The organism is Paenibacillus tyrphae (assembly GCF_024158745.1).
GTDB classification, from domain to species: Bacteria; Bacillota; Bacilli; order Paenibacillales; family NBRC-103111; genus Paenibacillus_G; species Paenibacillus_G tyrfis_A.
Window position 1 is genome coordinate 353,366 of sequence record NZ_JAMZAW010000001.1, and the last position, 18,796, is coordinate 372,161.

At 53.1% G+C, this 18,796-nt stretch carries 22 protein-coding genes; 3 read left to right on the forward strand and 19 right to left on the reverse strand.

The features are described from left to right. Positions 1 to 13 precede the first annotated feature (13 nt). The 10 genes from rnc to NI000_RS01705 all read right to left on the reverse strand — a co-directional run bounded on the left by rnc (position 14) and on the right by NI000_RS01705 (position 7,911). Positions 14 to 718, reverse strand: coding sequence for a ribonuclease III (gene rnc / locus NI000_RS01660; RefSeq protein ID WP_253407092.1), 705 nt, complete (start codon positions 716 to 718; stop codon positions 14 to 16). 106 nt (positions 719 to 824) lie between these two features. Beyond that, positions 825 to 2,063 carry a beta-ketoacyl-ACP synthase II gene (gene fabF, locus NI000_RS01665; protein ID WP_253407094.1) on the reverse strand — a complete coding sequence of 413 codons (1,239 nt, stop codon included), beginning with the start codon at positions 2,061 to 2,063 and terminating at the stop codon, positions 825 to 827. A gap of 132 nt (positions 2,064 to 2,195) precedes the next feature. After that, on the reverse strand, positions 2,196 to 2,429 hold the full coding sequence (gene acpP / locus NI000_RS01670; RefSeq protein WP_010501107.1) for an acyl carrier protein: 234 nt from the start codon (positions 2,427 to 2,429) through the stop codon (positions 2,196 to 2,198). Between the two features lie 170 nt (positions 2,430 to 2,599). Beyond that, the gene (gene fabG, locus NI000_RS01675) at positions 2,600 to 3,340 is read right to left on the reverse strand and encodes a 3-oxoacyl-[acyl-carrier-protein] reductase (protein ID WP_253407096.1); all 741 of its coding nucleotides are present in this window, start codon (positions 3,338 to 3,340) and stop codon (positions 2,600 to 2,602) included. Positions 3,341 to 3,367: 27 nt separating this feature from the next. Beyond that, positions 3,368 to 4,309 (reverse strand): ACP S-malonyltransferase, encoded by a 942-nt coding sequence (fabD, locus tag NI000_RS01680; protein ID WP_253407098.1) that lies wholly within the window; start codon positions 4,307 to 4,309, stop codon positions 3,368 to 3,370. Between the two features lie 99 nt (positions 4,310 to 4,408). Next, complete coding sequence (locus NI000_RS01685) at positions 4,409 to 5,401, reverse strand: beta-ketoacyl-ACP synthase III (protein ID WP_253407099.1); 993 nt, start codon at positions 5,399 to 5,401, stop codon at positions 4,409 to 4,411. 2 nt (positions 5,402 to 5,403) lie between these two features. Next, on the reverse strand, positions 5,404 to 6,399 hold the full coding sequence (plsX, locus tag NI000_RS01690) for a phosphate acyltransferase PlsX (RefSeq protein ID WP_253407100.1): 996 nt from the start codon (positions 6,397 to 6,399) through the stop codon (positions 5,404 to 5,406). Then, a complete protein-coding gene (fapR, locus tag NI000_RS01695) occupies positions 6,383 to 6,991 on the reverse strand; it encodes a transcription factor FapR (RefSeq protein WP_253407102.1) in 609 nt (202 codons plus the stop codon). The genes plsX and fapR overlap by 17 nt, the downstream gene beginning before the upstream one ends. Before the next feature lie 178 nt (positions 6,992 to 7,169). Then, on the reverse strand, positions 7,170 to 7,343 hold the full coding sequence (gene rpmF / locus NI000_RS01700) for a 50S ribosomal protein L32 (protein WP_010501119.1): 174 nt from the start codon (positions 7,341 to 7,343) through the stop codon (positions 7,170 to 7,172). A gap of 40 nt (positions 7,344 to 7,383) precedes the next feature. Then, a complete protein-coding gene (locus tag NI000_RS01705; protein ID WP_253407109.1) occupies positions 7,384 to 7,911 on the reverse strand; it encodes a YceD family protein in 528 nt (175 codons plus the stop codon). Positions 7,912 to 8,051: 140 nt separating this feature from the next. Between NI000_RS01705 and NI000_RS01710 the strand changes: the two genes are divergently transcribed. Continuing rightward, a complete protein-coding gene (locus tag NI000_RS01710) occupies positions 8,052 to 9,284 on the forward strand; it encodes a nucleotidyltransferase (RefSeq protein ID WP_253407111.1) in 1,233 nt (410 codons plus the stop codon). Positions 9,285 to 9,288: 4 nt separating this feature from the next. On the opposite strand, the gene NI000_RS01715 is transcribed toward NI000_RS01710, so the two are convergent. Further along, positions 9,289 to 10,377, reverse strand: coding sequence for a SepM family pheromone-processing serine protease (locus tag NI000_RS01715; RefSeq protein WP_253407113.1), 1,089 nt, complete (start codon positions 10,375 to 10,377; stop codon positions 9,289 to 9,291). Between the two features lie 144 nt (positions 10,378 to 10,521). On the opposite strand from NI000_RS01715, the gene NI000_RS01720 reads away from it, so the two are divergent. After that, a complete protein-coding gene (locus NI000_RS01720; RefSeq protein WP_253407115.1) occupies positions 10,522 to 11,790 on the forward strand; it encodes a nucleoside recognition domain-containing protein in 1,269 nt (422 codons plus the stop codon). A gap of 14 nt (positions 11,791 to 11,804) precedes the next feature. On the opposite strand, the gene coaD is transcribed toward NI000_RS01720, so the two are convergent. From coaD to NI000_RS01740, 4 genes are all read right to left on the reverse strand, one after another. Next, positions 11,805 to 12,329: a pantetheine-phosphate adenylyltransferase gene (coaD, locus tag NI000_RS01725; RefSeq protein WP_253407124.1), complete on the reverse strand. Its 525-nt coding sequence runs from the start codon at positions 12,327 to 12,329 to the stop codon at positions 11,805 to 11,807. 30 nt (positions 12,330 to 12,359) lie between these two features. After that, complete coding sequence (rsmD, locus tag NI000_RS01730) at positions 12,360 to 12,929, reverse strand: 16S rRNA (guanine(966)-N(2))-methyltransferase RsmD (protein ID WP_253407125.1); 570 nt, start codon at positions 12,927 to 12,929, stop codon at positions 12,360 to 12,362. A 248-nt stretch (positions 12,930 to 13,177) separates the two neighbouring features. Further along, positions 13,178 to 13,330, reverse strand: a complete 153-nt coding sequence (locus NI000_RS01735) for a hypothetical protein (protein WP_253407127.1) — start codon at positions 13,328 to 13,330, stop codon at positions 13,178 to 13,180. A 116-nt stretch (positions 13,331 to 13,446) separates the two neighbouring features. Next, on the reverse strand, positions 13,447 to 13,722 hold the full coding sequence (locus NI000_RS01740) for a hypothetical protein (protein ID WP_253407129.1): 276 nt from the start codon (positions 13,720 to 13,722) through the stop codon (positions 13,447 to 13,449). Positions 13,723 to 14,650: 928 nt separating this feature from the next. Between NI000_RS01740 and NI000_RS01745 the strand changes: the two genes are divergently transcribed. Continuing rightward, on the forward strand, positions 14,651 to 14,896 hold the full coding sequence (locus NI000_RS01745) for a hypothetical protein (RefSeq protein ID WP_253407131.1): 246 nt from the start codon (positions 14,651 to 14,653) through the stop codon (positions 14,894 to 14,896). Here the strand turns inward: NI000_RS01745 and NI000_RS01750 are convergent, their stop codons facing one another. From NI000_RS01750 to NI000_RS01765, 4 genes are all read right to left on the reverse strand, one after another. Continuing rightward, on the reverse strand, positions 14,897 to 15,538 hold the full coding sequence (locus NI000_RS01750) for a phospholipase D family nuclease (protein ID WP_253407133.1): 642 nt from the start codon (positions 15,536 to 15,538) through the stop codon (positions 14,897 to 14,899). Between the two features lie 104 nt (positions 15,539 to 15,642). Continuing rightward, positions 15,643 to 15,912, reverse strand: coding sequence for a YolD-like family protein (locus tag NI000_RS01755; protein WP_253407134.1), 270 nt, complete (start codon positions 15,910 to 15,912; stop codon positions 15,643 to 15,645). Positions 15,913 to 16,283: 371 nt separating this feature from the next. Then, entirely contained in the window at positions 16,284 to 16,484 is a 201-nt protein-coding gene (locus NI000_RS01760; protein ID WP_253407135.1) for a hypothetical protein, read from the reverse strand. A gap of 378 nt (positions 16,485 to 16,862) precedes the next feature. Next, entirely contained in the window at positions 16,863 to 18,209 is a 1,347-nt protein-coding gene (locus NI000_RS01765; RefSeq protein ID WP_253407140.1) for a lytic polysaccharide monooxygenase, read from the reverse strand. Positions 18,210 to 18,796: the final 587 nt, after the last annotated feature.

Consider the following 18,796-nt stretch of genomic DNA (forward strand, 5'->3'; position numbering starts at 1 on the left):
CTGCGAACTTGCTTTATGGCTGATCCACCTTGACCTCTAGCTTCGTGAGCGCTTCGGCGGCCGCGTGCTGCTCCGCTTCCTTCTTGGAGCGGCCGAGTCCCCGACCGAGCATTTCCTCATGAAGATATACTTCCGCCGCGAACTCCCGCTCGTGCGCAGGTCCGCGTTCGTCTACGATTTTGTATTCCAAGGGGCCCATATTATGCTGCTGGGTATGCTCTTGCAGAATCGTTTTGTAATCCGCCGTTAACAGACGCCCTTGCTGAGGCAGGCTTGGAAACATATGGCGGCTAAGAAAAGCGCGCACCGGCTCCAAACCTTGGTCCAAGTAAAGTGCACCGATGAACGATTCGAACACATCTGCGAGTAGTGCCGGACGGGTTCGACCGCCGGTCAGCTCCTCTCCTTTGCCGAGCAGCACATAAGATCCGAAGTCGAGCTGCTCGGCGAAGCCGACGAGCGAGGGCTCACAGACGATGGAGGCCCGCAATTTGGTCAATTCGCCTTCCGTGCGATCCGGATATTTGTCGAACAAATATTCCGATACGGTCAGCTCCAGGACAGCGTCGCCGAGAAACTCCAGCCGCTCGTTGTCCTTGCATTGGCCGATGCGATGCTCGTTCACGTAGGAAGAATGCGTAAATGCCTGCCGTAGAAGGTCGGGACGCCGGAATGAAATCCCCAGGTCCGCTTGCAGCTGTTTTAAGTTGCGATGCATATCTAATCACCTTCGTATAAGCAATTTGTTTCGTGGAGATTGAATACATACAACCAACTCCACGAAACAATGTTATAGTTTGGCCAACCCCGTGAAGTCTATGCCCTTAAGCCTCGTACTTTTGCAGGATGACCGTTGCGTTGTGGCCGCCGAAGCCGAACGAGTTCGACATCACGATTTGCAGATCGGACGGGCGCGGCGTATTCGGCACGTAATCCAGATCGCATTCGGGATCCTGATTGTCGAGATTGATCGTCGGCGGGATAACGCCATGCTTCAAGGCCAGTGCGCAGATGAGCGCTTCCACGCCCCCCGCTGCGCCAAGCAAGTGACCCGTCATCGACTTGGTCGAGCTGACGGCCAGCTTGTAAGCGTGCTCGCCGAACGCCTGCTTAATTGCGGTCGTCTCCGATTTGTCGCCGATCGGCGTCGAAGTGCCGTGCGCGTTGATATAATCGATCGCTTCAAACGGAATGCCAGCGTCTTTCACGGCTTTGACCATGCAGCGGGCAGCACCGTCCGGATCCGGATCGGTCATATGATGCGCGTCTCCGCTCATGCCGTAGCCGATCACTTCGCCGTAAATGCGGGCTCCGCGCTTCTGCGCATGCTCCAACGATTCCAGAATGAGAACGCCGGCGCCTTCGCCCATGACAAACCCGTCGCGATCCGTATCGAACGGACGGCTCGCTTTTTCCGGCTCGTCGTTGCGGGTCGACATGGCGCGCAGCGCGCAAAAGCCTGCAACGCCCGTCGGGCTGATCGTCGCTTCCGCGCCGCCGCAGATCATGACGTCCGCATCGCCGCGAAGGATCGTCTTGAAGGCGTCTCCAATGGAGTGCGTACCTGTCGCACAGGCGGTTACAGCCGTGCTGTTCGGTCCTTTGGCTCCCGTTATCATCGAGATTTGCCCTGACGCCATATTGGCGATCATCATCGGAATAAAGAACGGGCTGACCCGCTTCGGTCCCTTTTCGAGCAAAATCTTATGCTGCTCTTCCCAAGTCGACAAGCCGCCGATCCCCGAACCGACATAAACGCCGACCCGTTCCGGATCGGTATCTTCTTTCACATTCAGCCCTGCATCCTTCAACGCTGTCATGGTGGCTGCTACGGCAAATTGCACGAAGCGGTCCATGCGGCGTGCTTCTTTTTTGTCAATGTAATCTTCCGGATTGAAATCTTTAATTTCGGCGGCGATCCGTGTCGGATATTCGCTGACGTCAAACGATTCAATTGCGCTGACGCCGGATTTTCCGGACATCAGGTTCCCCCAAAAGGTTTCAAGATCGCGTCCAAGCGCAGACATCACGCCGAGACCCGTAATAACGACTCTTTGTTTCATGCTGTAATTCACCTCTATCGTAAATAACCTTCGTTATGTACTTCATTCGTAAGGGGGTAAGCTTGCTAACGCGCAGTTAGGCACGGAATGGAGATAAGTCCCGTTTATCCAAGAAAAACGGGACTTATGCATTTACGTATGAGATTTTATGTACTCAACTACTTGACCTACAGTAGTGATCTTCTCTGCATCTTCATCAGAGATTTCCATATCAAACTCATCTTCCAATTCCATAACCAATTCCACGACATCGAGAGAATCGGCACCTAAATCATCTTTAAAAGAAGCCTCAAGGGTCACTTCCGCTTCGTCAACGCCGAGACGGTCCACAACGATGCGTTTTACGCGATCCAAAACGTCGGACATCCGGTTCACCTCCTCTTTGGTATTATACTTAACTTATGGACAAAATGCCATAGTAAAGCCTCGCTGAGTGCGAAAAGAAACGATTTTCGCCAAAAAATTCAATTTTTGCGGCAACTCTGGCAGTGCGATTCAATTGCCCGCACCTCCGCCCATTGTTGCCGCAAGCCGCGCTACATATACATGCCGCCGTCGACATGAAGCGTTTGTCCCGTCATATAGGATGAATCGTCGGACGCCAGGAATACCACCGCCTTGGCAATGTCCTCCGGCCGGCCGAGACGCGCGAGCGGAATTTGCGTCATGAGCTGCGAGCGCTGATCTTCCGACAGCTTGTCGGTCATATCGGTCTCGATGAAGCCGGGCGCCACACAGTTGACGGTGATGCCGCGGGAAGCAAGCTCCTTCGCCGCCGACTTGGTCATCCCGATGACGCCTGCTTTGGCAGCGGCATAGTTCATTTGCCCGGCGTTCCCCGTCGCTCCGACAACGGACGAGATGTTGACGATCCGGCCGAAACGCTGCTTCATCATCGGGCGCGTAGCCGCTTTTACACAGTTGAATACGCCTTTCAGATTCGTCTCGATCACTTGATCGAACTCCTCTTCCTTCATGCGCATAATCAGGTTATCCCGCGTAATTCCCGCGTTATTGACCAAAATATCGATTCGGCCGAACGCTTCCAGGACGAGCTTGAACATCTCTTCGACTTCCTGCACGGAACCGACGTTCGCCTTCACCTTAAACGACTTCCGTCCCAGCGCTTCGATGGCCTGCACAACTTCCGCCGCTGCCGCTTCGCTGCCCGCGTAGTTGACGACCACATCGGCCCCCGCTTCCGCGAGCCCGATGGCGATGGCCCGGCCGATGCCGCGAGAGGCGCCGGTAACCAGTGCTACCTTACCCGTTAGCATGCGCTAATCCCTCCCATGAATAATCGTTTATTCCGTCGTTTCCAGCTGAAATTTCTCGATGGCTTCCAGACTGTTGATGGAATACACTTTCGCGCTGCGGTCGATCTTCTTGATCAGCCCTGCCAGAACGGTGCCGCTGCCGATTTCGACAAATGTGTCCACGCCCTGCCCGAGCAGCCATGCAACGCTGTCTTCCCACAGCACGGAGGAATGTACTTGATCGATCAACAGCTGCTTAATTTCGGCCGGTTCCTGCACCGGCAGCGCCGTCACGTTGGCAACGACCGGAACAGCCGCCGCTTTCATTTCAACGGACTCCAGCACGCCGCCAAGACGCTCGGAAGCGGGTTTCATCAACGATGAATGAAACGGCCCGCTAACCTCAAGCGGAATCACGCGTTTCGCGCCGGCTTCTTTGCCGCGTTCGGCGAGGGCCTGCACCCCTTCTTTGCTGCCGGAAACAACGATCTGTCCCGGGCAGTTCAGGTTCGCAAGCTCGACGACGCTTCCTTGCCCGCTGATGTCCGAGCACAGCTGCCGCAGCGCTTCGCGCTCGGCGCCGAGCACGGCTGCCATAGCGCCTTGTCCACTTGGCACCGCCTGCTCCATAAACTCGCCGCGTGCACGTACCGTACGGACCGCGTCTTCAAAGCTTAGCACGCCTGCAGCCACCAGCGCACTGTACTCTCCGAGACTGTGCCCGGCGGTATAATCCGGCTGAAGGCCATGGCGCGCACGAAACAACTCCAGGTAGGCTATGCTGGTTGTAAGCAGCGCAGGCTGCGTATTAACGGTAAGCTTCAGCTCTTCCTCCGGACCATCGAAGACGATGCGGCTGAGGGGGAAGCCGAGCGCCTTGTCGGCCGATTCGAAAATACCCCGCGCGGCGGCATCCGCTTCATAAACGTCTTTCCCCATCCCTACCGCCTGGGCCCCTTGACCCGGGAATACGAATGCGATTTTACCCATGTCTGATTCTCCTTTATTGCTGACTGCAAGCCGTTCAGGCGGACCGAAACGGCCGGTCCTGCACAAAGCTATCTAGATTCAATTCCATATCCGGAACATTTACCATACCAAGACGGAAGCGCCCCAAGTCAAGCCCCCGCCGAAGCCGACGAGCACCAGACAGTCGCCCTCTTTGACCCGTCCGGACTCCGCCGCCTCCGCAAGAGCGATCGGAATCGATCCGGCCGACACGTTGCCGTATTTGTGCAAGTTGATCATGCATTTGTCCTCGCTCAAATTCAGCTTTTGCAGCGCGGACTGAATGATGCGGATATTCGCCTGATGCGGTACGAGCAAATCCACCTCGGACTTGTCGATTCCTGCCTTGCGCAGCGCCTCTTCCGCGGCGCTCCCCATAATGCGGACGGCGAATTTGAACACCTCGCTGCCGGCCATGTAGATGAAATGCTGCTTACCTTCCAGACTCTGCGGCGATGCCGGGCAGCGGGAGCCGCCAGCAGCGACATTCAGCAGCGTGCCGCCCGCGCCGTCCGCGCCAAGCTCGAACGATTTAAACCCGCGGCCTTCCGGCACCGCTCCGAGCACAACCGCGCCTGCACCGTCTCCGAACAAAATACATGTGTTCCGGTCGGTGTAGTCCGTAATTTTAGACAAGCATTCCGCGCCTACGACAAGCGCATATTTATAGGTTCCGGTGGCGATGAAATTCGAGGCGTTGGCCAAGCTGTAGATAAATCCCGAGCAAGCTGCCGACAGATCGAAGGCGGCCGCTTTTTTGGCTCCTAGCTTGTCCTGCAAAATACATGCCGTCGACGGAAACGCCATATCCGGGGTAACGGTCGCCACGATAATTAAATCGATCTCTTCCGGCGCGATGCCCGCGTTCTGCAGAGCGATTTTCGAAGCTTCATAGGCCAAGTCCGACGACGCTTGCTCCGTGGAAGCGATGCGGCGTTCACGGATGCCGGTACGGGTGACGATCCATTCGTCGTTTGTGTCCACCATTTGTTCCAGCTCGAAATTGGTCAGTACCTTCTCAGGCACATATTTTCCCGTTCCGAGAATGCCTACAGGCTTTAAGCTGCTATTCATAATTACTCGCTCCCGTTGCTGATTTCCGCAGAAATGCTGCGGACCAAATCGTTTTTCAAAGCGACCCGGGCTTGACGCACCGCATTTTTAAAAGCTACGCCGTTGGACGAACCGTGGCTTTTGAGCACCAGACCGTTAATGCCCAGCAGAGGCGCTGCGCCATGTTCCGTGTAATCCATTTTTTTACCCAATTGGCCGAGGCCCTTCTTCACCGCCGCCGCCGCTAGCTTCGTGTACCACGTACGCATAAATTGTTCTTTTAAGACGGAAAAGATGACCGAGGCCGCCCCTTCCATCGATTTAAGCATAATATTCCCCGCAAAGCCATCGCATACGATAACGTCGCAAGGCTTCCGGAGCACGTCGCGCGACTCCACGTTGCCTATGAAGTGGATCGGCGCTTGCTCAAGCAGCGGAAAAGCCGCCTTCGTCAATTCATTGCCTTTCATCGCTTCCGTGCCCACGTTAAGGAGACCGACGCGGGGCTCGGCCAACCCATGCACCTTGCTTCGATACAAACTGCCCATGATGGCGTACTGCACCAGATGCTCCGCCGTCGCGTCCATATTCGCTCCAAGGTCGAGCGCAAGAATCCCTTCCCCGTCAACCGTCGGCAGCATCGGCGCAAGCGCCGGACGTTCGATCCCTTTGATCCGGCCGACGACCAGGAGGCCCGTCGTCATCAACGCTCCCGTATTGCCCGCCGAGATCATGGCGCCTACTTCCTGCTCCTTCACCATACGGCCGGCCACGACCATCGAAGCGTCTTTTTTGCGCCGCACCGCTTTAACCGGCTCGTCATCCGCTTCGATCGTCTCGCTTGCGTGTCTCAACTCCAGATTCGCAAGCTTCTTGCCTTGAAGCAATGGCTCCAGCACGCTTGTATCTCCAACCAGCACAATCGTCGTATCTGGCCATTCTTCGGCCGCCGCGATCGCGCCATCCACCGCTGCCTGCGGCGCATGGTCTCCGCCCATCGCGTCAATCGCTATCCGCATGAAGCTCTCCTCCTTCATGCCGATCTTTGCTCGCATGATAAATGATGAAATTCCCTTGGAATACCACTTCGTCTCCGACGTATGTAAAAACTTCGACCTTCGCCTTGCCTTTGGAGATCGAACGGACATAAGCCTTGGCAATGCACTTCTCCTGCAATCGGACCTGCCGCACGAAGCGGATGTCCGCAGCGGCGGTCAGCGCCACCTTATCGTTGATTAGCGCAACGGCCAAGGAATTGGCCTGAGAAAATATATGATGACCCCGGGCGATTTTCGTCCGGGAGAACACATGCTCTTCTCGAATTTCGAACATGGAAATGCCGCTCTTGTCGAGCTGCAGATCAATGACATCCCCGATGACTTCATGCAGCGGAAGCGAACGCACCTGATCGTACGATTGCTCCGCCATCAGCTTCATCCGCTCGCGCAGCTCGGGAATGCCAAGCTCGAGCCGGTCCAGCCGAATCGTCTGGATGCTGACTTGAAACAGCTTCGTCAACTCTTCATCCGTTATAAACGGGTTTTCTTCGATCGCTTTGGCCAACTGCTGCTGGCGCTGTCGTTTCGGAAGGCGTTCGATAACGAGCACCACCTTTTTTAGCTTGAACTAGGGAGGCCCCCACCTGATGCATATGACATGTCACTATCTCTTATGACCAAGTCACAAAGCAAAGTATACTGGATTCTGCTTGAAAAGGGAAGCGCAGGCAAACAAAAAAAATAGCACTGCACCCAAAGGTGGAGTACTATCTCTTTTGTCTGCAGGGAGATTATTGGCTAATAATCTCTCTTTTCTTGTATTGACCGCAAACCTTGCAAACTCGGTGAGCCAATTTCAATTCACCGCAATTGTCACACTTTACCATGCCCGGTACTTCCAATTTAAAATGAGTACGACGCTTGTCGCGGCGCGTTTTGGATGTTCTCCTTTGAGGTACTGCCATATTTCCCACCTCCTTCAACGAATTCAGCCTGCGTTCCTGGTTACGATCGGTCTTTAAAAAAATCCGCAAGTCCGGCCAAACGCGGGTCCACCTTCTCCGTCTTGCATTCGCAAGCCTTTTCGTTCCGGTTCGTTCCGCACACGGGACACAGTCCTTGACAATTTTCACTGCACAGCGGGATGAACGGCAGCGCCATCAGGACGCTTTCCGCCAAATAGGGCTTCAGCTCAAACCGGTCCTCGGAGACATACAACACGTCTTCCTCGTCCTGTTCCTCATCCTCGGACTCTTCCAGCTCTTGCTCTTCGCCCTTCACAAACGTCTCATGAAACGGAATCGTCAAATGCTGTCCGACCGGGGACAAGCAGCGCGAGCACGATTGCTCCACGTCAATGTCCAGTTCGCCGGTGACTTCGGCCGTGCCGGCCTTGTCCCGAGCTTCCAAACGCACCTGCAGCGGGCCGTACCCGAGCAGACTTCCGGACTTCGGCAGAATGCCTGTCAAATCTTCCGTGCCTTCGATCCGGATCGTACCTTTGGATGCCAAATCTTTCAAATGTATAAACATGAGTATCACCCCAAACAAACAAAGATTATTATATCGACTTCGGTTCCATTTTGTCAACATTTTCAGTTCATGCTATAGTGATTAATCATAATCGTAATGGCAAAAGAAGCCTGAAACCCTGAACGGGAGGAATCTTCCGCATGTCAACCGTCGGCCTTGTCGTCGAATACAACCCGCTGCATAACGGTCACTACTATCATTACCAACAATCGAAAAAGGTAACGGGAGCGGACAGCGCGATTTGCATCATGAGCGGGAATTTTCTCCAGCGCGGCGAACCGGCGGTCGTGAACAAATGGGCGCGGGCCGAGATGGCGCTCCGCATGGGAGCCGACCTCGTCCTGGAGCTGCCGGTCGCTTATAGCGCCCAGCCGGCGGAATGGTTCGCCTTCGGCGCCGTCTCCGCGCTCGACGCTACCGGGCTCGTCGACAGCCTTTGCTTCGGCAGCGAAAGCGGCGACATCAGCTGGCTCGAAGCAGCAGCCGATGTTTTGCAGGACGAGCCCGCTCCGCTGCGGGAGCTGCTGCAGCAGGAGCTGAAAGCCGGCGTCCCGTATCCGGCCGCCTACAGCCGCGCCGTAGCGCAGTTCGTACCGGGCGCAGAAAGCGAGCTCGCCAAGCCGAACAATACGCTCGGGCTGCATTACCTGATCGCCCTGCAGCGGCTTCGCAGCGGCATCCGGCCGCAAACGATTGCAAGGATGAAAGCCGAATACAATCAGACCGACATTACGGACGGGCGTATTGCAAGTGCTACCGCTCTGCGCAAGCTGCTTTTTGAGGAACGTACTTTGCATGCCCTCCGTCCTTATGCGCCTACGGCAACGCTGGATGTTTTGGAGCGGGAATGGCAGGCCGGACGCGCTCCGGTCGATTGGGAACGCTTTGCGAAGCCCCTGATGCTGCAGCTCATGCACCATACTCCGGAGCAGCTAGCGACCTTCCATGAGGTCACGGAAGGGCTGGAGCACCGCATTCGGCAGGCCCTGACCGAGACGGCAGCTCCTGGAGAGGGCTATGTCGCTTCGCTGCTGGACCGGCTCAAAACGAAGCGCTATACGCGGACCAAGCTGCAGCGTACCTTGCTGCGTATTTTGCTGAATCACACCAAAGAAGAGCTCTCTGCTGAAATACTCAGCCGAGGCGTGCCGTACCTGCGCGTGCTGGGCTTCCGTCCCAAAGGGAGGGAGCTGCTCCGACGAATGAAAACAACGGCGAAGGTGCCCGTCGTCACCAAAGTAACGGACACGCTTTCGCCGCTGCTCGCGATGGATATTCGCGCTACCTCTGTCTATGCGCTCGGATATGAAACGCCTACTCCCCGCGATTGGTTCGCGGATTACTACGAACCGCCGGTCATTGTGACGGATTAATAACTTAACTTCCCGTTTTCGCCGGCAGCTTCGCCAAATAATCCAATGCTTCGCCCATCGTAGCCACCGGAACGACGGTCATCTTGGTCCCCAATTCGTCGGCACGCTTCTTCGCGTCCGAATAATTGGGGATCGTCTGCCCGGTCGGAGCTTTATAATCCGCGGGGCTGAAAAAGATTTCGGCACCCGCCCGATCGGCCGCTACGATTTTATGCTGAATGCCCCCGATGACGCCGACATGGCCTTCTGGATCGATCTCCCCGGTTCCCGCCACCTTGTAGCCTTTCGTAATATCGCCGGGCGCCAGCCGGTTATAGATTTCCAGCGAAAACATCAGGCCCGCCGACGGCCCTCCAATGTCTCCCGCTTGAATGGTAACCTGCTGCTCTTCCGACTCGGCCTTCACACTGTGCAATTCCGCCAAGACGACCCCGAGCCCGACCCGCGAAGCTGCGGGTGCGGCGTCTGCCGGTTGTTGTGCGCTTGGGTCGGCAGGCAGCGCGGCCACAGCAATATCCTTCGTCTGGATCACGCCTTTGCGCTTGTAGCTGACCGAGACGGTGTCCCCCGCTTTTTTGCCTGCGACGCCGCCTCGCACCTCTTCCATCGTTTGAATCGGTTTGTCGTCGATTTTCACGAGGGTATCGCCTGCCTGAAGCAAGTCATGCGCCGGGACATTCGGATACACCTGCTGGATGACGACGCCATCCTTGCTGATATGGTAAGGAATTTTCAGCCGGTTATACACCGCCTGAATCGCATCCGCCTGCGAGGTGAGCATGACCACTTCCTGCCGCTGCGAATATTCCGCCTCGGACTCGTTGTTGCGGAGCAGATCCCGCTTCAGGCGCAGCTCTTCGTAGGGCCGGATGTAGGACATCAAATAGCCGAATACGGTTGCATCGGCCACCTGCACCGTGGTCAGCATGAACTTGCCTTTTTCCTCCGAAGCCTGCTTGACGTGAACCATCGGATGAATATCCTCGGCCGTCCCCGGTTTAAAAATGTAGAGCGGCAAAGGCATAAAATAAACAACGTACAAAAGCGCTATCGCTGTAAAAACGGAAAAAACGACGCGTGACGCGCGTTTCATGTGTCTAGCCTCTCCCATTGGTAGCTGTCCCCCCAGCCGTTCGCAAATGTCGTATCTCTATAAGTAGCGTACGCCTGTCAGGTCTATTCCATGCGGACAAAGCGTAAACATGTACCACTACCCCAAGCTGGAGTGATGAATCGGATGCAACGGTTACAGGTTCTCTTCTCCCCGCGCTTTACGACGCTGCTGCTTGGCGCCGCCGCGCTTGCTCTTGTCGTCAGCATCATCGCATTTCCCGACGAAGCGTTTCGCTCGTCGCTCCAGGGGCTGCAGCTCTGGTGGAAGCTGGTCTTCCCGGCCCTGCTGCCCTTTCTGATCGTAACCGAGCTGCTGCGCGGGATGGGCGTACTGCACGGACTTGGCGTACTGCTCGAGCCGCTGCTGCGCCTTTTGTTCAGGCTCCCGGGAGTCGCCGGCTGGATCGTCGCGCTCGGCTTCACGGCAGGCATGCCGGCCGGTGCCGCAGCCGTGGGCCAGCTTCGTAAGGACGGCACGCTGACCCGCGACGAAGGAGAGCGGCTGCTCTCGGTCTCTCACCTGCTGAATCCGGTCTTCCTCGTAAGCGTGGTCGGCGTCGGCTTCCTGCAAAGCGCGACGGCCGGACTTGCGCTTGCGGTCATCCATTATGCCTCTACGCTGCTCTTGGCCATGCTTCACCGCTTTCGCAACGCCCCGGCACCTCATCCACCGCCGAAATTAAAATCACGGGACAAGGGGGGCTCAGGATGGCTCAGCCGAAGCTTCGACGCATTTCAAGACGCCCGGACGCGCGACGGCCGGACGTTCGGGAAGCTGCTGGGAGATTCGGTGACGTCAAGCGTTCAGCAGCTTTTTTTGATCGGCGGATGCATGATGATGTTCTCCGTGCTGCTTCACGCCGTTTCGCTTTCGGGGCTTGTCTCCGCTGCCGCTTCCCTCGCCTCCGCACTTGGGCTTAACCGCGACAACGCTCTGACGCTTGCCCAAGCGCTGCTGGCCGGCTTTTTCGAACCGCATCTCGGAGCGTATGCCTTGTCGCAATATACAGAAGCAGCTTCGTCGGCCTTGCCGTATGCGCTGCTCAGTCTGCTGCTCTCGTGGGGAGGCTTGTCCACGCACGCCCAAGTCAAAAGCTTGACCGCGGCTTCCGACTTGCGTTACCTGCGCTTTCTGCGCTCCCGGCTTGAGCACGGCGGGATTGCTTTTGTGCTTACCTGCTTAGCTTGGAAGCCGCTCACCGATTCGCTGGGCGGAGAACAGCCCGTGCTTGCGCACTATACCGCGGTTCGCAGCGGCTGGTCTTTCGAGCACGACAGTCTGTGGCCCTTGGTCAGCCCGATGATGCTGCAGTTCGGCACAATGCTGCTTGTCCTGCTCGTGCTTTCGGTATTTGCCGCTTTTCTCTTCCATCGCCGCCGCCATCAGCGGTAAGCTTTCCTTCCGAGCTACAAGCTTCCGCTGCCGTATTTACCACGTAAGGCCCGCTCCACTTCCGGCGGAACCAAATCGACCACGGGTCCATGGAAACGGGCGATTTCTTTCACAATGCTGGAGCTTAAATACGAGTATTTCGGCGTCGACGTCATAAAGAACGTTTCGATGTCTTCGCACAGCTTGCGGTTGGTCGAGGCCAACTGCAGCTCGTATTCAAAATCGGAAACCGCGCGCAGTCCTCTTACGATGAGGTGCGCGTTTTTTTGCTTCATATAATTAATGAGCAAATCCCGGAAGCTGTCGATCTCGACGTTCGGCAAGTCTCTGGTCGCCTGCCGCAGCAGCTCCGTCCGCTCCTCCACCGAAAACAGCGGATTTTTGCTCGTATTATTGAGCACGGCAACGATCAGCTTATCGAACACCTTAGCCGCGCGATGAATAATATCCAGATGCCCGTTCGTCACCGGATCAAAGCTGCCGGGATACACAGCCACCCGCATCCCGGGGTGATCTCCAATCTCGATAATCGGATTCATTGGTACAGTCAGCTCCCTCTATTGTCGAGTTTAAATCTCTTTACCCTCGGAGCGGGTACGGTAAATCGTAATGGCAGTATCCCCATACTCGGCCCGCCTCAGCCACTCGAGCTTCCCGAAGTCCCCCTCATGGCGATCCTCCGCGTCATGCTCGACCACGATCCGCGCTCCGTCGGCCAGCAATCCGCCCTGCTGCAGCTCCTCCAGCAGCTCCCCGATCACCTTCAGCTTGTACGGTGGGTCCAAAAACACCAGATCAAAACGCGCTTCCCGCTTGGAAAGCGCTTTGAGCGCGCGCATCGCATCATTGCGGTACACTTCGGCCCGCTCCGTCATCCCGGTCGCCTGAAGATTGTGACGAATCGTGTCGATGGCTTTTTTGTCAACGTCCGTGAGCACGGCATGGTCCATCCCCCGGCTCAACGCTTCGATACTCAGCCCTCCCGTGCCCGCAAACAAATCCAGCACTTGTCCGCCGTCGAAATAAGGGCCGATCATGCTGAATACCGCTTCTTTCACTTTATCCGTCGTGGGCCGGGTCCCCATGCCCGGTACCGCCTTCAGCGGCCGCCCTTTGGCACTTCCCGATATGACTCTCATGCTGTATAGCCTTCTTTCCGCCAACTTAATATTGATATCGTATCACAAACGGAATCTTTTGCACAAAAAATCCAAAAAAATTTTGCCAGCGGATGTATATCTTTCTGCAAAAAGGATCATCCTTATATCATCGACATCCGAAAATGTCGTAGACAACCGCGGAGAAGACTTACGTTCCCCATAAGCTCTTCGTCCGGTTTCTCCTCTCCCATGAAAGGGGCTCGTCGTGAGACGGGCCCCGATTTTATTTAACACCCCTTGATCAAAAAGGGTTTGTTTAATATCTGGTCGCTTTCTTGGGGAAGCGAGATAAGAGAATAAAAATGGGACGTCGCAAAACTGCTGCCATTAACAGCAATTTGCATCGTCCCAATAGGACGTTTTACTTCTTTTTCTATCATAGAGTTGAAGCCACCTCAAGCAATAATTCCAGCAGGACGCAGTCGCCCTTCTTCCATATTACGATAGGCGGGCCCTGCCTCCGGGATCTAACTAGTGGGATGTAGACCCTCGCTTATCATATCTCAGGGTAATAAAGCCACCCTCTATACGTACCAACCCAGCCACCATATTGTGGCTCATAACGTTGTTTATATTTTTTCAAAATACCACTACACTTGCCATACCAGAATTCAAGTTCCTCCGGAACATCGTTTTCGTTCTTGTACACATCTTCTACGGTATCAACATATAAGCATTCTTCACGCTTTTTAACATGTTCTCCATATGCAGCTGGTGCAATGGAGCTAATAACTAATGCCGACAGCAAAGCCAAAGATACAATTTTTTTCATATAAAACTCCCTTCAAAAAATAAAGTATAGACAATTTAAAATATAAGATGAACACTGTACCAGCCTGTATTGGCAGCGGCATGATATTTATGATCCGCAAATAGATACATTTTGTATCACGAACAGCAGGGCAACCCGTTTAGCCAGGTCTGATCATTTTAATGTGCGTAAGTAACCTGAGCCGTTACATGCGTTGTCGGAACTCCAGGCCCAACATTATATAGTAAGAAAACAAGAATCCGATTTCGGCGCAATCAGCTCTCCTCCGGCTTCGCCCCCTGCACGGACATTCATAGAAGCAACTTGTGTTCATGACCCCCGTCGTCATGTGAAAGTAAAATTTCCGTGTATGAATAATCAAAGGGTTTTTCCGTTCTAGTATCCTTGTAATGATATGAAATTACGTTCAGTTCGGGAACATTAAGGTGAACAGTGTTCTGGTACGTTGAAAGTCCGGGCACCAGATCGGCTGCTTGATAGTCATAAAGCTTATCGCAGCAATCCCAAAAAGTCTCAGAGGGCCAGGCCAAAGCCTCCCTCGTGCCCAAGCCCGTGAAACAAACTGCTCTCAGAAGTAATGCGACTAACTTTTTTAACCCTTGCCCTTGAAAGTTAAAGCTTATCTCAAACCCTCCCGCATATTAGATTTGAAATCGTTAAGCTGCATACGTTATATCGGAAACGGACGGCGCCTTGTCCGTGTTCCTTCGTTCCGCGAATAATTAATGTAAATTATGGATTTATAGTTTAATATTACCTTTAAATATTTATAAGTAAATATGCCTCTGGGATTAGGCTTATAGTTTCAAATCAACCGTCGGAAAAATTTTAAAATAATTACTCATTAATTTTGAAAATACAGGGTAAATATAAACTCTTTGGATGCCGATATTACATTGCTGGTATTTATTCTACGAGGAGGTACATCATGTTATTAATTATTGCTTTGTTATTAATAATTGCCGGCATTATGTATTTTTTGCTCTCTTTCAGAAAATCTTACAATATTAAAGTAGTTAAAGGAGTACAGCAGCCCGGGGAAACAGACCAACAATACGAACTGCGACTAAGGAAAAAACTTAAGAGGCACGGCACAACCATATTCTTCTTGGGAGTTTTTTGTCTGGTCATGGACAGCATTTTCAAAGTTTTAGATCTAACAGAGTTTCGTTAATTATTTCTTCGCGATTTTCTTCTCAATCGTTTTAAAACCCTTCGTATCATTCCACATTTTCTCGAATTCATCTGAAAATGTTTTTGCTGCCCCTTCCTCCCGAATCACGACCAGGACCTCATCATTCGTTGTGCTAGCGGCCTTGGAGTAGTTATACGAGCCGGTGGTTACGACCTTCTTGTCCGCGATCGTCACCTTCAAGTGCATCAGGCCACTATGGCTGTTGATCTTCATAGGAATCCCGGCGCTGCCAAGGATCTTCAATGCCTCTCCCTGCGTTTTCCCTTCGGATTGAGTCTTGTCCGTAATCACACGTACTGCTACGCCGCGTTTCTTTGCATCCCGGATAGCTGCTACAATATCCGGATGCGTAATGCTGTGGATCGCAACATCTAGTGTCTCCTTCGCCGAGTTAATCACATCGATCAGAATCTTTTCAGGGTGCTGCTCCGCTTTCGTAAAAGCAGACTCTACATTCGTAGACACAGGCTGCTTCACTGCTTCTTTTGCTGTTTCTTGTGGAGTCGAAACCGGTACGGTATTCTGTTCTGGAGATGCCGCTACTTCTGGGGGTTTTGCTTGCATACAGCCTGCATTCATGATCATTATCACCAGGGCAAGGAGTCCGAGATATTTCTTCATGGCCTGTCTCCTTTACATTTTTTACCTATCGTATCACGAACTCATACAACTCCACAAATTCGACATTATGTAAAAAAATTCTCCCTAGCACGAAAGCCCAAGGATCAATCCCTTGGGCTCTCCACTTTCATGATATCCAAATAAGGAACTTTCAGCGTATCGCCGTCACGCTCTATATGTACCAGCCGGGTTCGTGGGTCCATGTTGGTGATTCGTCCCCGCACCTGCTCATCCGTCCCCCACACGGTCAAAAAAATCTCGGTCCCCTCTTCTTGAGCCTCGAACAATCGGTCACCCAGCTCCTCCAATTCAAATTCGTCTCTTGCCGGGCGTTGCGCAGCGTGTTTTTTGCTTAACGTCGGTAAGCCTATCATGATTTTCATCTCCTCTTCCAATCCATCTTCAATCCATGGCTGTCTACTGAGGTGCCCTTTGCTCCAAGCCTTGTATGACCCGAAGCTCATCCCTGCGAACTTCTACATAACCATCCTTGACGAGGCACAATACAATTTTTCGTAGTTGCTCCACCGTACGTCCGGATAACCATGAAATCCTTTTAACGTCAGGCCTTACCCAAGCTGTTTTGTATAAATTCCACAGGATTCGAAGTACGTTCTTTTCAACATCTGTCATCAACGAATTCCACTCCGATCACGTCTGCAAATTCAATTATCTGCCATTTTCATCTTAATCCTACTTTTATGTTCTAGCTTTCGACGGTTGTCGGACCCTACAGTGCATCAGCTCATGATACCCTCGATGACACGGAAACCTGCTTCACAGCTAAAATATTTTCGATCCGAATCATCCGCAGCGCTTGCCGTTGATGACAAAATGCTTTGACGATACCGTTCTCAACCGTCAACACCTCAATTCTCCGCTGCTTGGTCTTATTGTCGATATCCAAATAAATAACTTCAATAATATGGCCAATGTATCTTTCCATTCACGTTCGCCTCCAAATGAGAACATTTGTTTGTATTATATACGAACAAAATACGAACACGCAATAGTCCATTTGGTTTATACTGGATAATACAGCATAATGATGCACATCGGAGAGAAGATAACGATGTTACGAAACAGAAACGTGCATAATAGGAGATGAGTCCCAATTGCAATACTGTGTATTCTTATGAAGGAAGTGTCGCGAAACGGGCTCGAATGGTTGGTTTGTCCAAAACAAAAAAGCACCCTTTAGGCGCTGAGCTTGTTGAGAAAGAGGTCCATGGAATAGTGCCAGCAGGTGTCTCGCTAAATGGAAAAGGATAGCCCGCCAGAAGTTGATTCTGACAAACTATCCTTGTTAATAAATCTTGTCCGATTACTTCAACAACCACAGCGAAGCTGCGTTGGGCGGCTCCCAGCCGACCAGCGAAGTGTGGGCCTGACGGCACTCGTACGTTTTGCCGTTGTACGTGACAAGCGTGCCTACCGTGTAAGCCGTGTTCGGCGCCCATGCGGAAACCGCCGGACCGGAAGCCGTCTTGGCATTTACGGCATTGCTGTCGGCCGATACGTTGCCGGCAGCGTCAATCGCGCGAACCGTAAACGTATAGGACGTATCGGGCGTCAGCCCGGTAACCGTATATTCGAGCGTCGTCCCCGAAACCGTAGTCACTAAAGTCGTTCCACGATAGACCCGGTAGCCCGTTACTCCGACATTATCCGTCGATGCGCTCCACATCAGATGAACGCTGGAGGAAGTCGGCGTGCCCATCACATGCAAGCCGGTTGGAGCTGTAGGCGCCTCATTGTCTACAGGTACGGCCGGAGTCGTCACCGTGACGGCGTTGCTTGCGCCGGAGGCGTTGCCTGCGGCATCCTCGGCGCGAACCGTAAACGTATAGGATGTATTCGAAGTCAGCCCCGTAACGTTGTAATTTAAAGTCGAGCCGGAGACGGCGGCAATCAGCGTCGAGCCGTTATAAATTTTGTAGCCGGACACTCCGACGTTATCGCTCGATGCGTTCCATGCCAGCGATACGCTCGTAGCTGTAAGATTGGAAGCGCTTAAGCCCGTCGGTGCAGTGGGAGGTTGCGTATCCCCAGAATCTCCTCCGAAATTCACGTCGATAACATTATAGAAAGCATTGGCCGTATCGGCAATTTCCCAAACAGCCAGGATGACTTGATATCCGGTACGGCTAGGAACGTTGCACGTATCGGAATACGTGGAAGGAGGCTGCTTTCCGCCGTAATTTACCGAGCAGAACGGCGTAAGGTCGAACGAAGCCCGGCTAAGCGGGGCGTTCTGATCCCAGTTTTGCTTCGTAATGTAATACTTCCAGCTGGAAGTCGCATGAGCGGCAGTCAGCTTCCATGTAAACGTTTTCGTACCTGCCGTCATCGGGACCTTTGCCCAACGTGTAGCGGATTGCTGGTCAAGCTCCGGAAAAGCTCCGGCTGCGCTGGCGATTTTGCCGTCGGCAGGCCCGGCCTGCGGGAATCCTTTCGGCGCTTCCAGACTTTGCGGCTCATAAATAATCGCTCCGCAGTTCTTATTTTGCCCCAGCTTGCACAAATAGGCGCGGCCGCCCGGCGATTCAACATAACCATGGGCAAAAGCCCGGTCCGAGAACAACAGCATGATAATGGCCATCAGCAGCATCATGCCGCTGGCAACGAGCAGTTTGGATAGGGAATGATGGGGTAAACGAAGCTGTATCATATATGTTACCTCCTTATTTTTGGGGTCGGTAAGGATACTACGATCAGGCATTACCCTTTCAATCGTTCGCAATTGTCCGTTCGATCAAACCTCCTCTCCACCTAAAATAAAGCTGTGATCCCGTTTGCGGAATTTCTTGTGAGTATTGCATATCCTCCTTTCTATCCCATGTTTTTATATAAACTCGTAACGAGTCTATATATGCCGATATTCTACGAATGCCATCCATGTTCGATCTTGCTGTCAGTAGAATTGAAGGAGTCAAGTAGAGGAAAGGACACGTTGCGCATGTCTTCGGTGTCCTGTAGCTTTCAAAAGATATGACGCGATGCGGGGAACTTGATGTAAGCGATTGCGTTAATATGATCGCATGGCCGACAGATCATAACGGACTATGTAATCCACTCATAGTAATTGGAATTATATGAATAGTAAATATATAGTAATAATAATATATTACTTAAAAAATTACAATATAGTCCATGATCTAACACGAAATTACTTTTCTCCACAAATTCAACAACATAGAACGACAGACCCAAGTCCTACTGCCTAATAAACGAAGAGCGCAATCGAGCCCTTCTTTC

Coding starts and splice junctions, on each gene's coding strand:
- rnc (WP_253407092.1), bottom strand. CDS start 718: ATGCATCGCAACTTAAAACAGCTGCAAGCGGACCTGGGGATTTCATTC.
- fabF (WP_253407094.1), bottom strand. CDS start 2,063: ATGAAACAAAGAGTCGTTATTACGGGTCTCGGCGTGATGTCTGCGCTT.
- acpP (WP_010501107.1), bottom strand. CDS start 2,429: ATGTCCGACGTTTTGGATCGCGTAAAACGCATCGTTGTGGACCGTCTC.
- fabG (WP_253407096.1), bottom strand. CDS start 3,340: ATGCTAACGGGTAAGGTAGCACTGGTTACCGGCGCCTCTCGCGGCATC.
- fabD (WP_253407098.1), bottom strand. CDS start 4,309: ATGGGTAAAATCGCATTCGTATTCCCGGGTCAAGGGGCCCAGGCGGTA.
- NI000_RS01685 (WP_253407099.1), bottom strand. CDS start 5,401: ATGAATAGCAGCTTAAAGCCTGTAGGCATTCTCGGAACGGGAAAATAT.
- plsX (WP_253407100.1), bottom strand. CDS start 6,399: ATGCGGATAGCGATTGACGCGATGGGCGGAGACCATGCGCCGCAGGCA.
- rpmF (WP_010501119.1), bottom strand. CDS start 7,343: ATGGCAGTACCTCAAAGGAGAACATCCAAAACGCGCCGCGACAAGCGT.
- NI000_RS01705 (WP_253407109.1), bottom strand. CDS start 7,911: ATGTTTATACATTTGAAAGATTTGGCATCCAAAGGTACGATCCGGATC.
- NI000_RS01710 (WP_253407111.1), top strand. CDS start 8,052: ATGTCAACCGTCGGCCTTGTCGTCGAATACAACCCGCTGCATAACGGT.
- NI000_RS01715 (WP_253407113.1), bottom strand. CDS start 10,377: ATGAAACGCGCGTCACGCGTCGTTTTTTCCGTTTTTACAGCGATAGCG.
- NI000_RS01720 (WP_253407115.1), top strand. CDS start 10,522: ATGCAACGGTTACAGGTTCTCTTCTCCCCGCGCTTTACGACGCTGCTG.
- coaD (WP_253407124.1), bottom strand. CDS start 12,329: ATGAATCCGATTATCGAGATTGGAGATCACCCCGGGATGCGGGTGGCT.
- rsmD (WP_253407125.1), bottom strand. CDS start 12,929: ATGAGAGTCATATCGGGAAGTGCCAAAGGGCGGCCGCTGAAGGCGGTA.
- NI000_RS01735 (WP_253407127.1), bottom strand. CDS start 13,330: ATGATAGAAAAAGAAGTAAAACGTCCTATTGGGACGATGCAAATTGCT.
- NI000_RS01740 (WP_253407129.1), bottom strand. CDS start 13,722: ATGAAAAAAATTGTATCTTTGGCTTTGCTGTCGGCATTAGTTATTAGC.
- NI000_RS01745 (WP_253407131.1), top strand. CDS start 14,651: ATGTTATTAATTATTGCTTTGTTATTAATAATTGCCGGCATTATGTAT.
- NI000_RS01750 (WP_253407133.1), bottom strand. CDS start 15,538: ATGAAGAAATATCTCGGACTCCTTGCCCTGGTGATAATGATCATGAAT.
- NI000_RS01755 (WP_253407134.1), bottom strand. CDS start 15,912: ATGATAGGCTTACCGACGTTAAGCAAAAAACACGCTGCGCAACGCCCG.
- NI000_RS01760 (WP_253407135.1), bottom strand. CDS start 16,484: ATGGAAAGATACATTGGCCATATTATTGAAGTTATTTATTTGGATATC.
- NI000_RS01765 (WP_253407140.1), bottom strand. CDS start 18,209: ATGATACAGCTTCGTTTACCCCATCATTCCCTATCCAAACTGCTCGTT.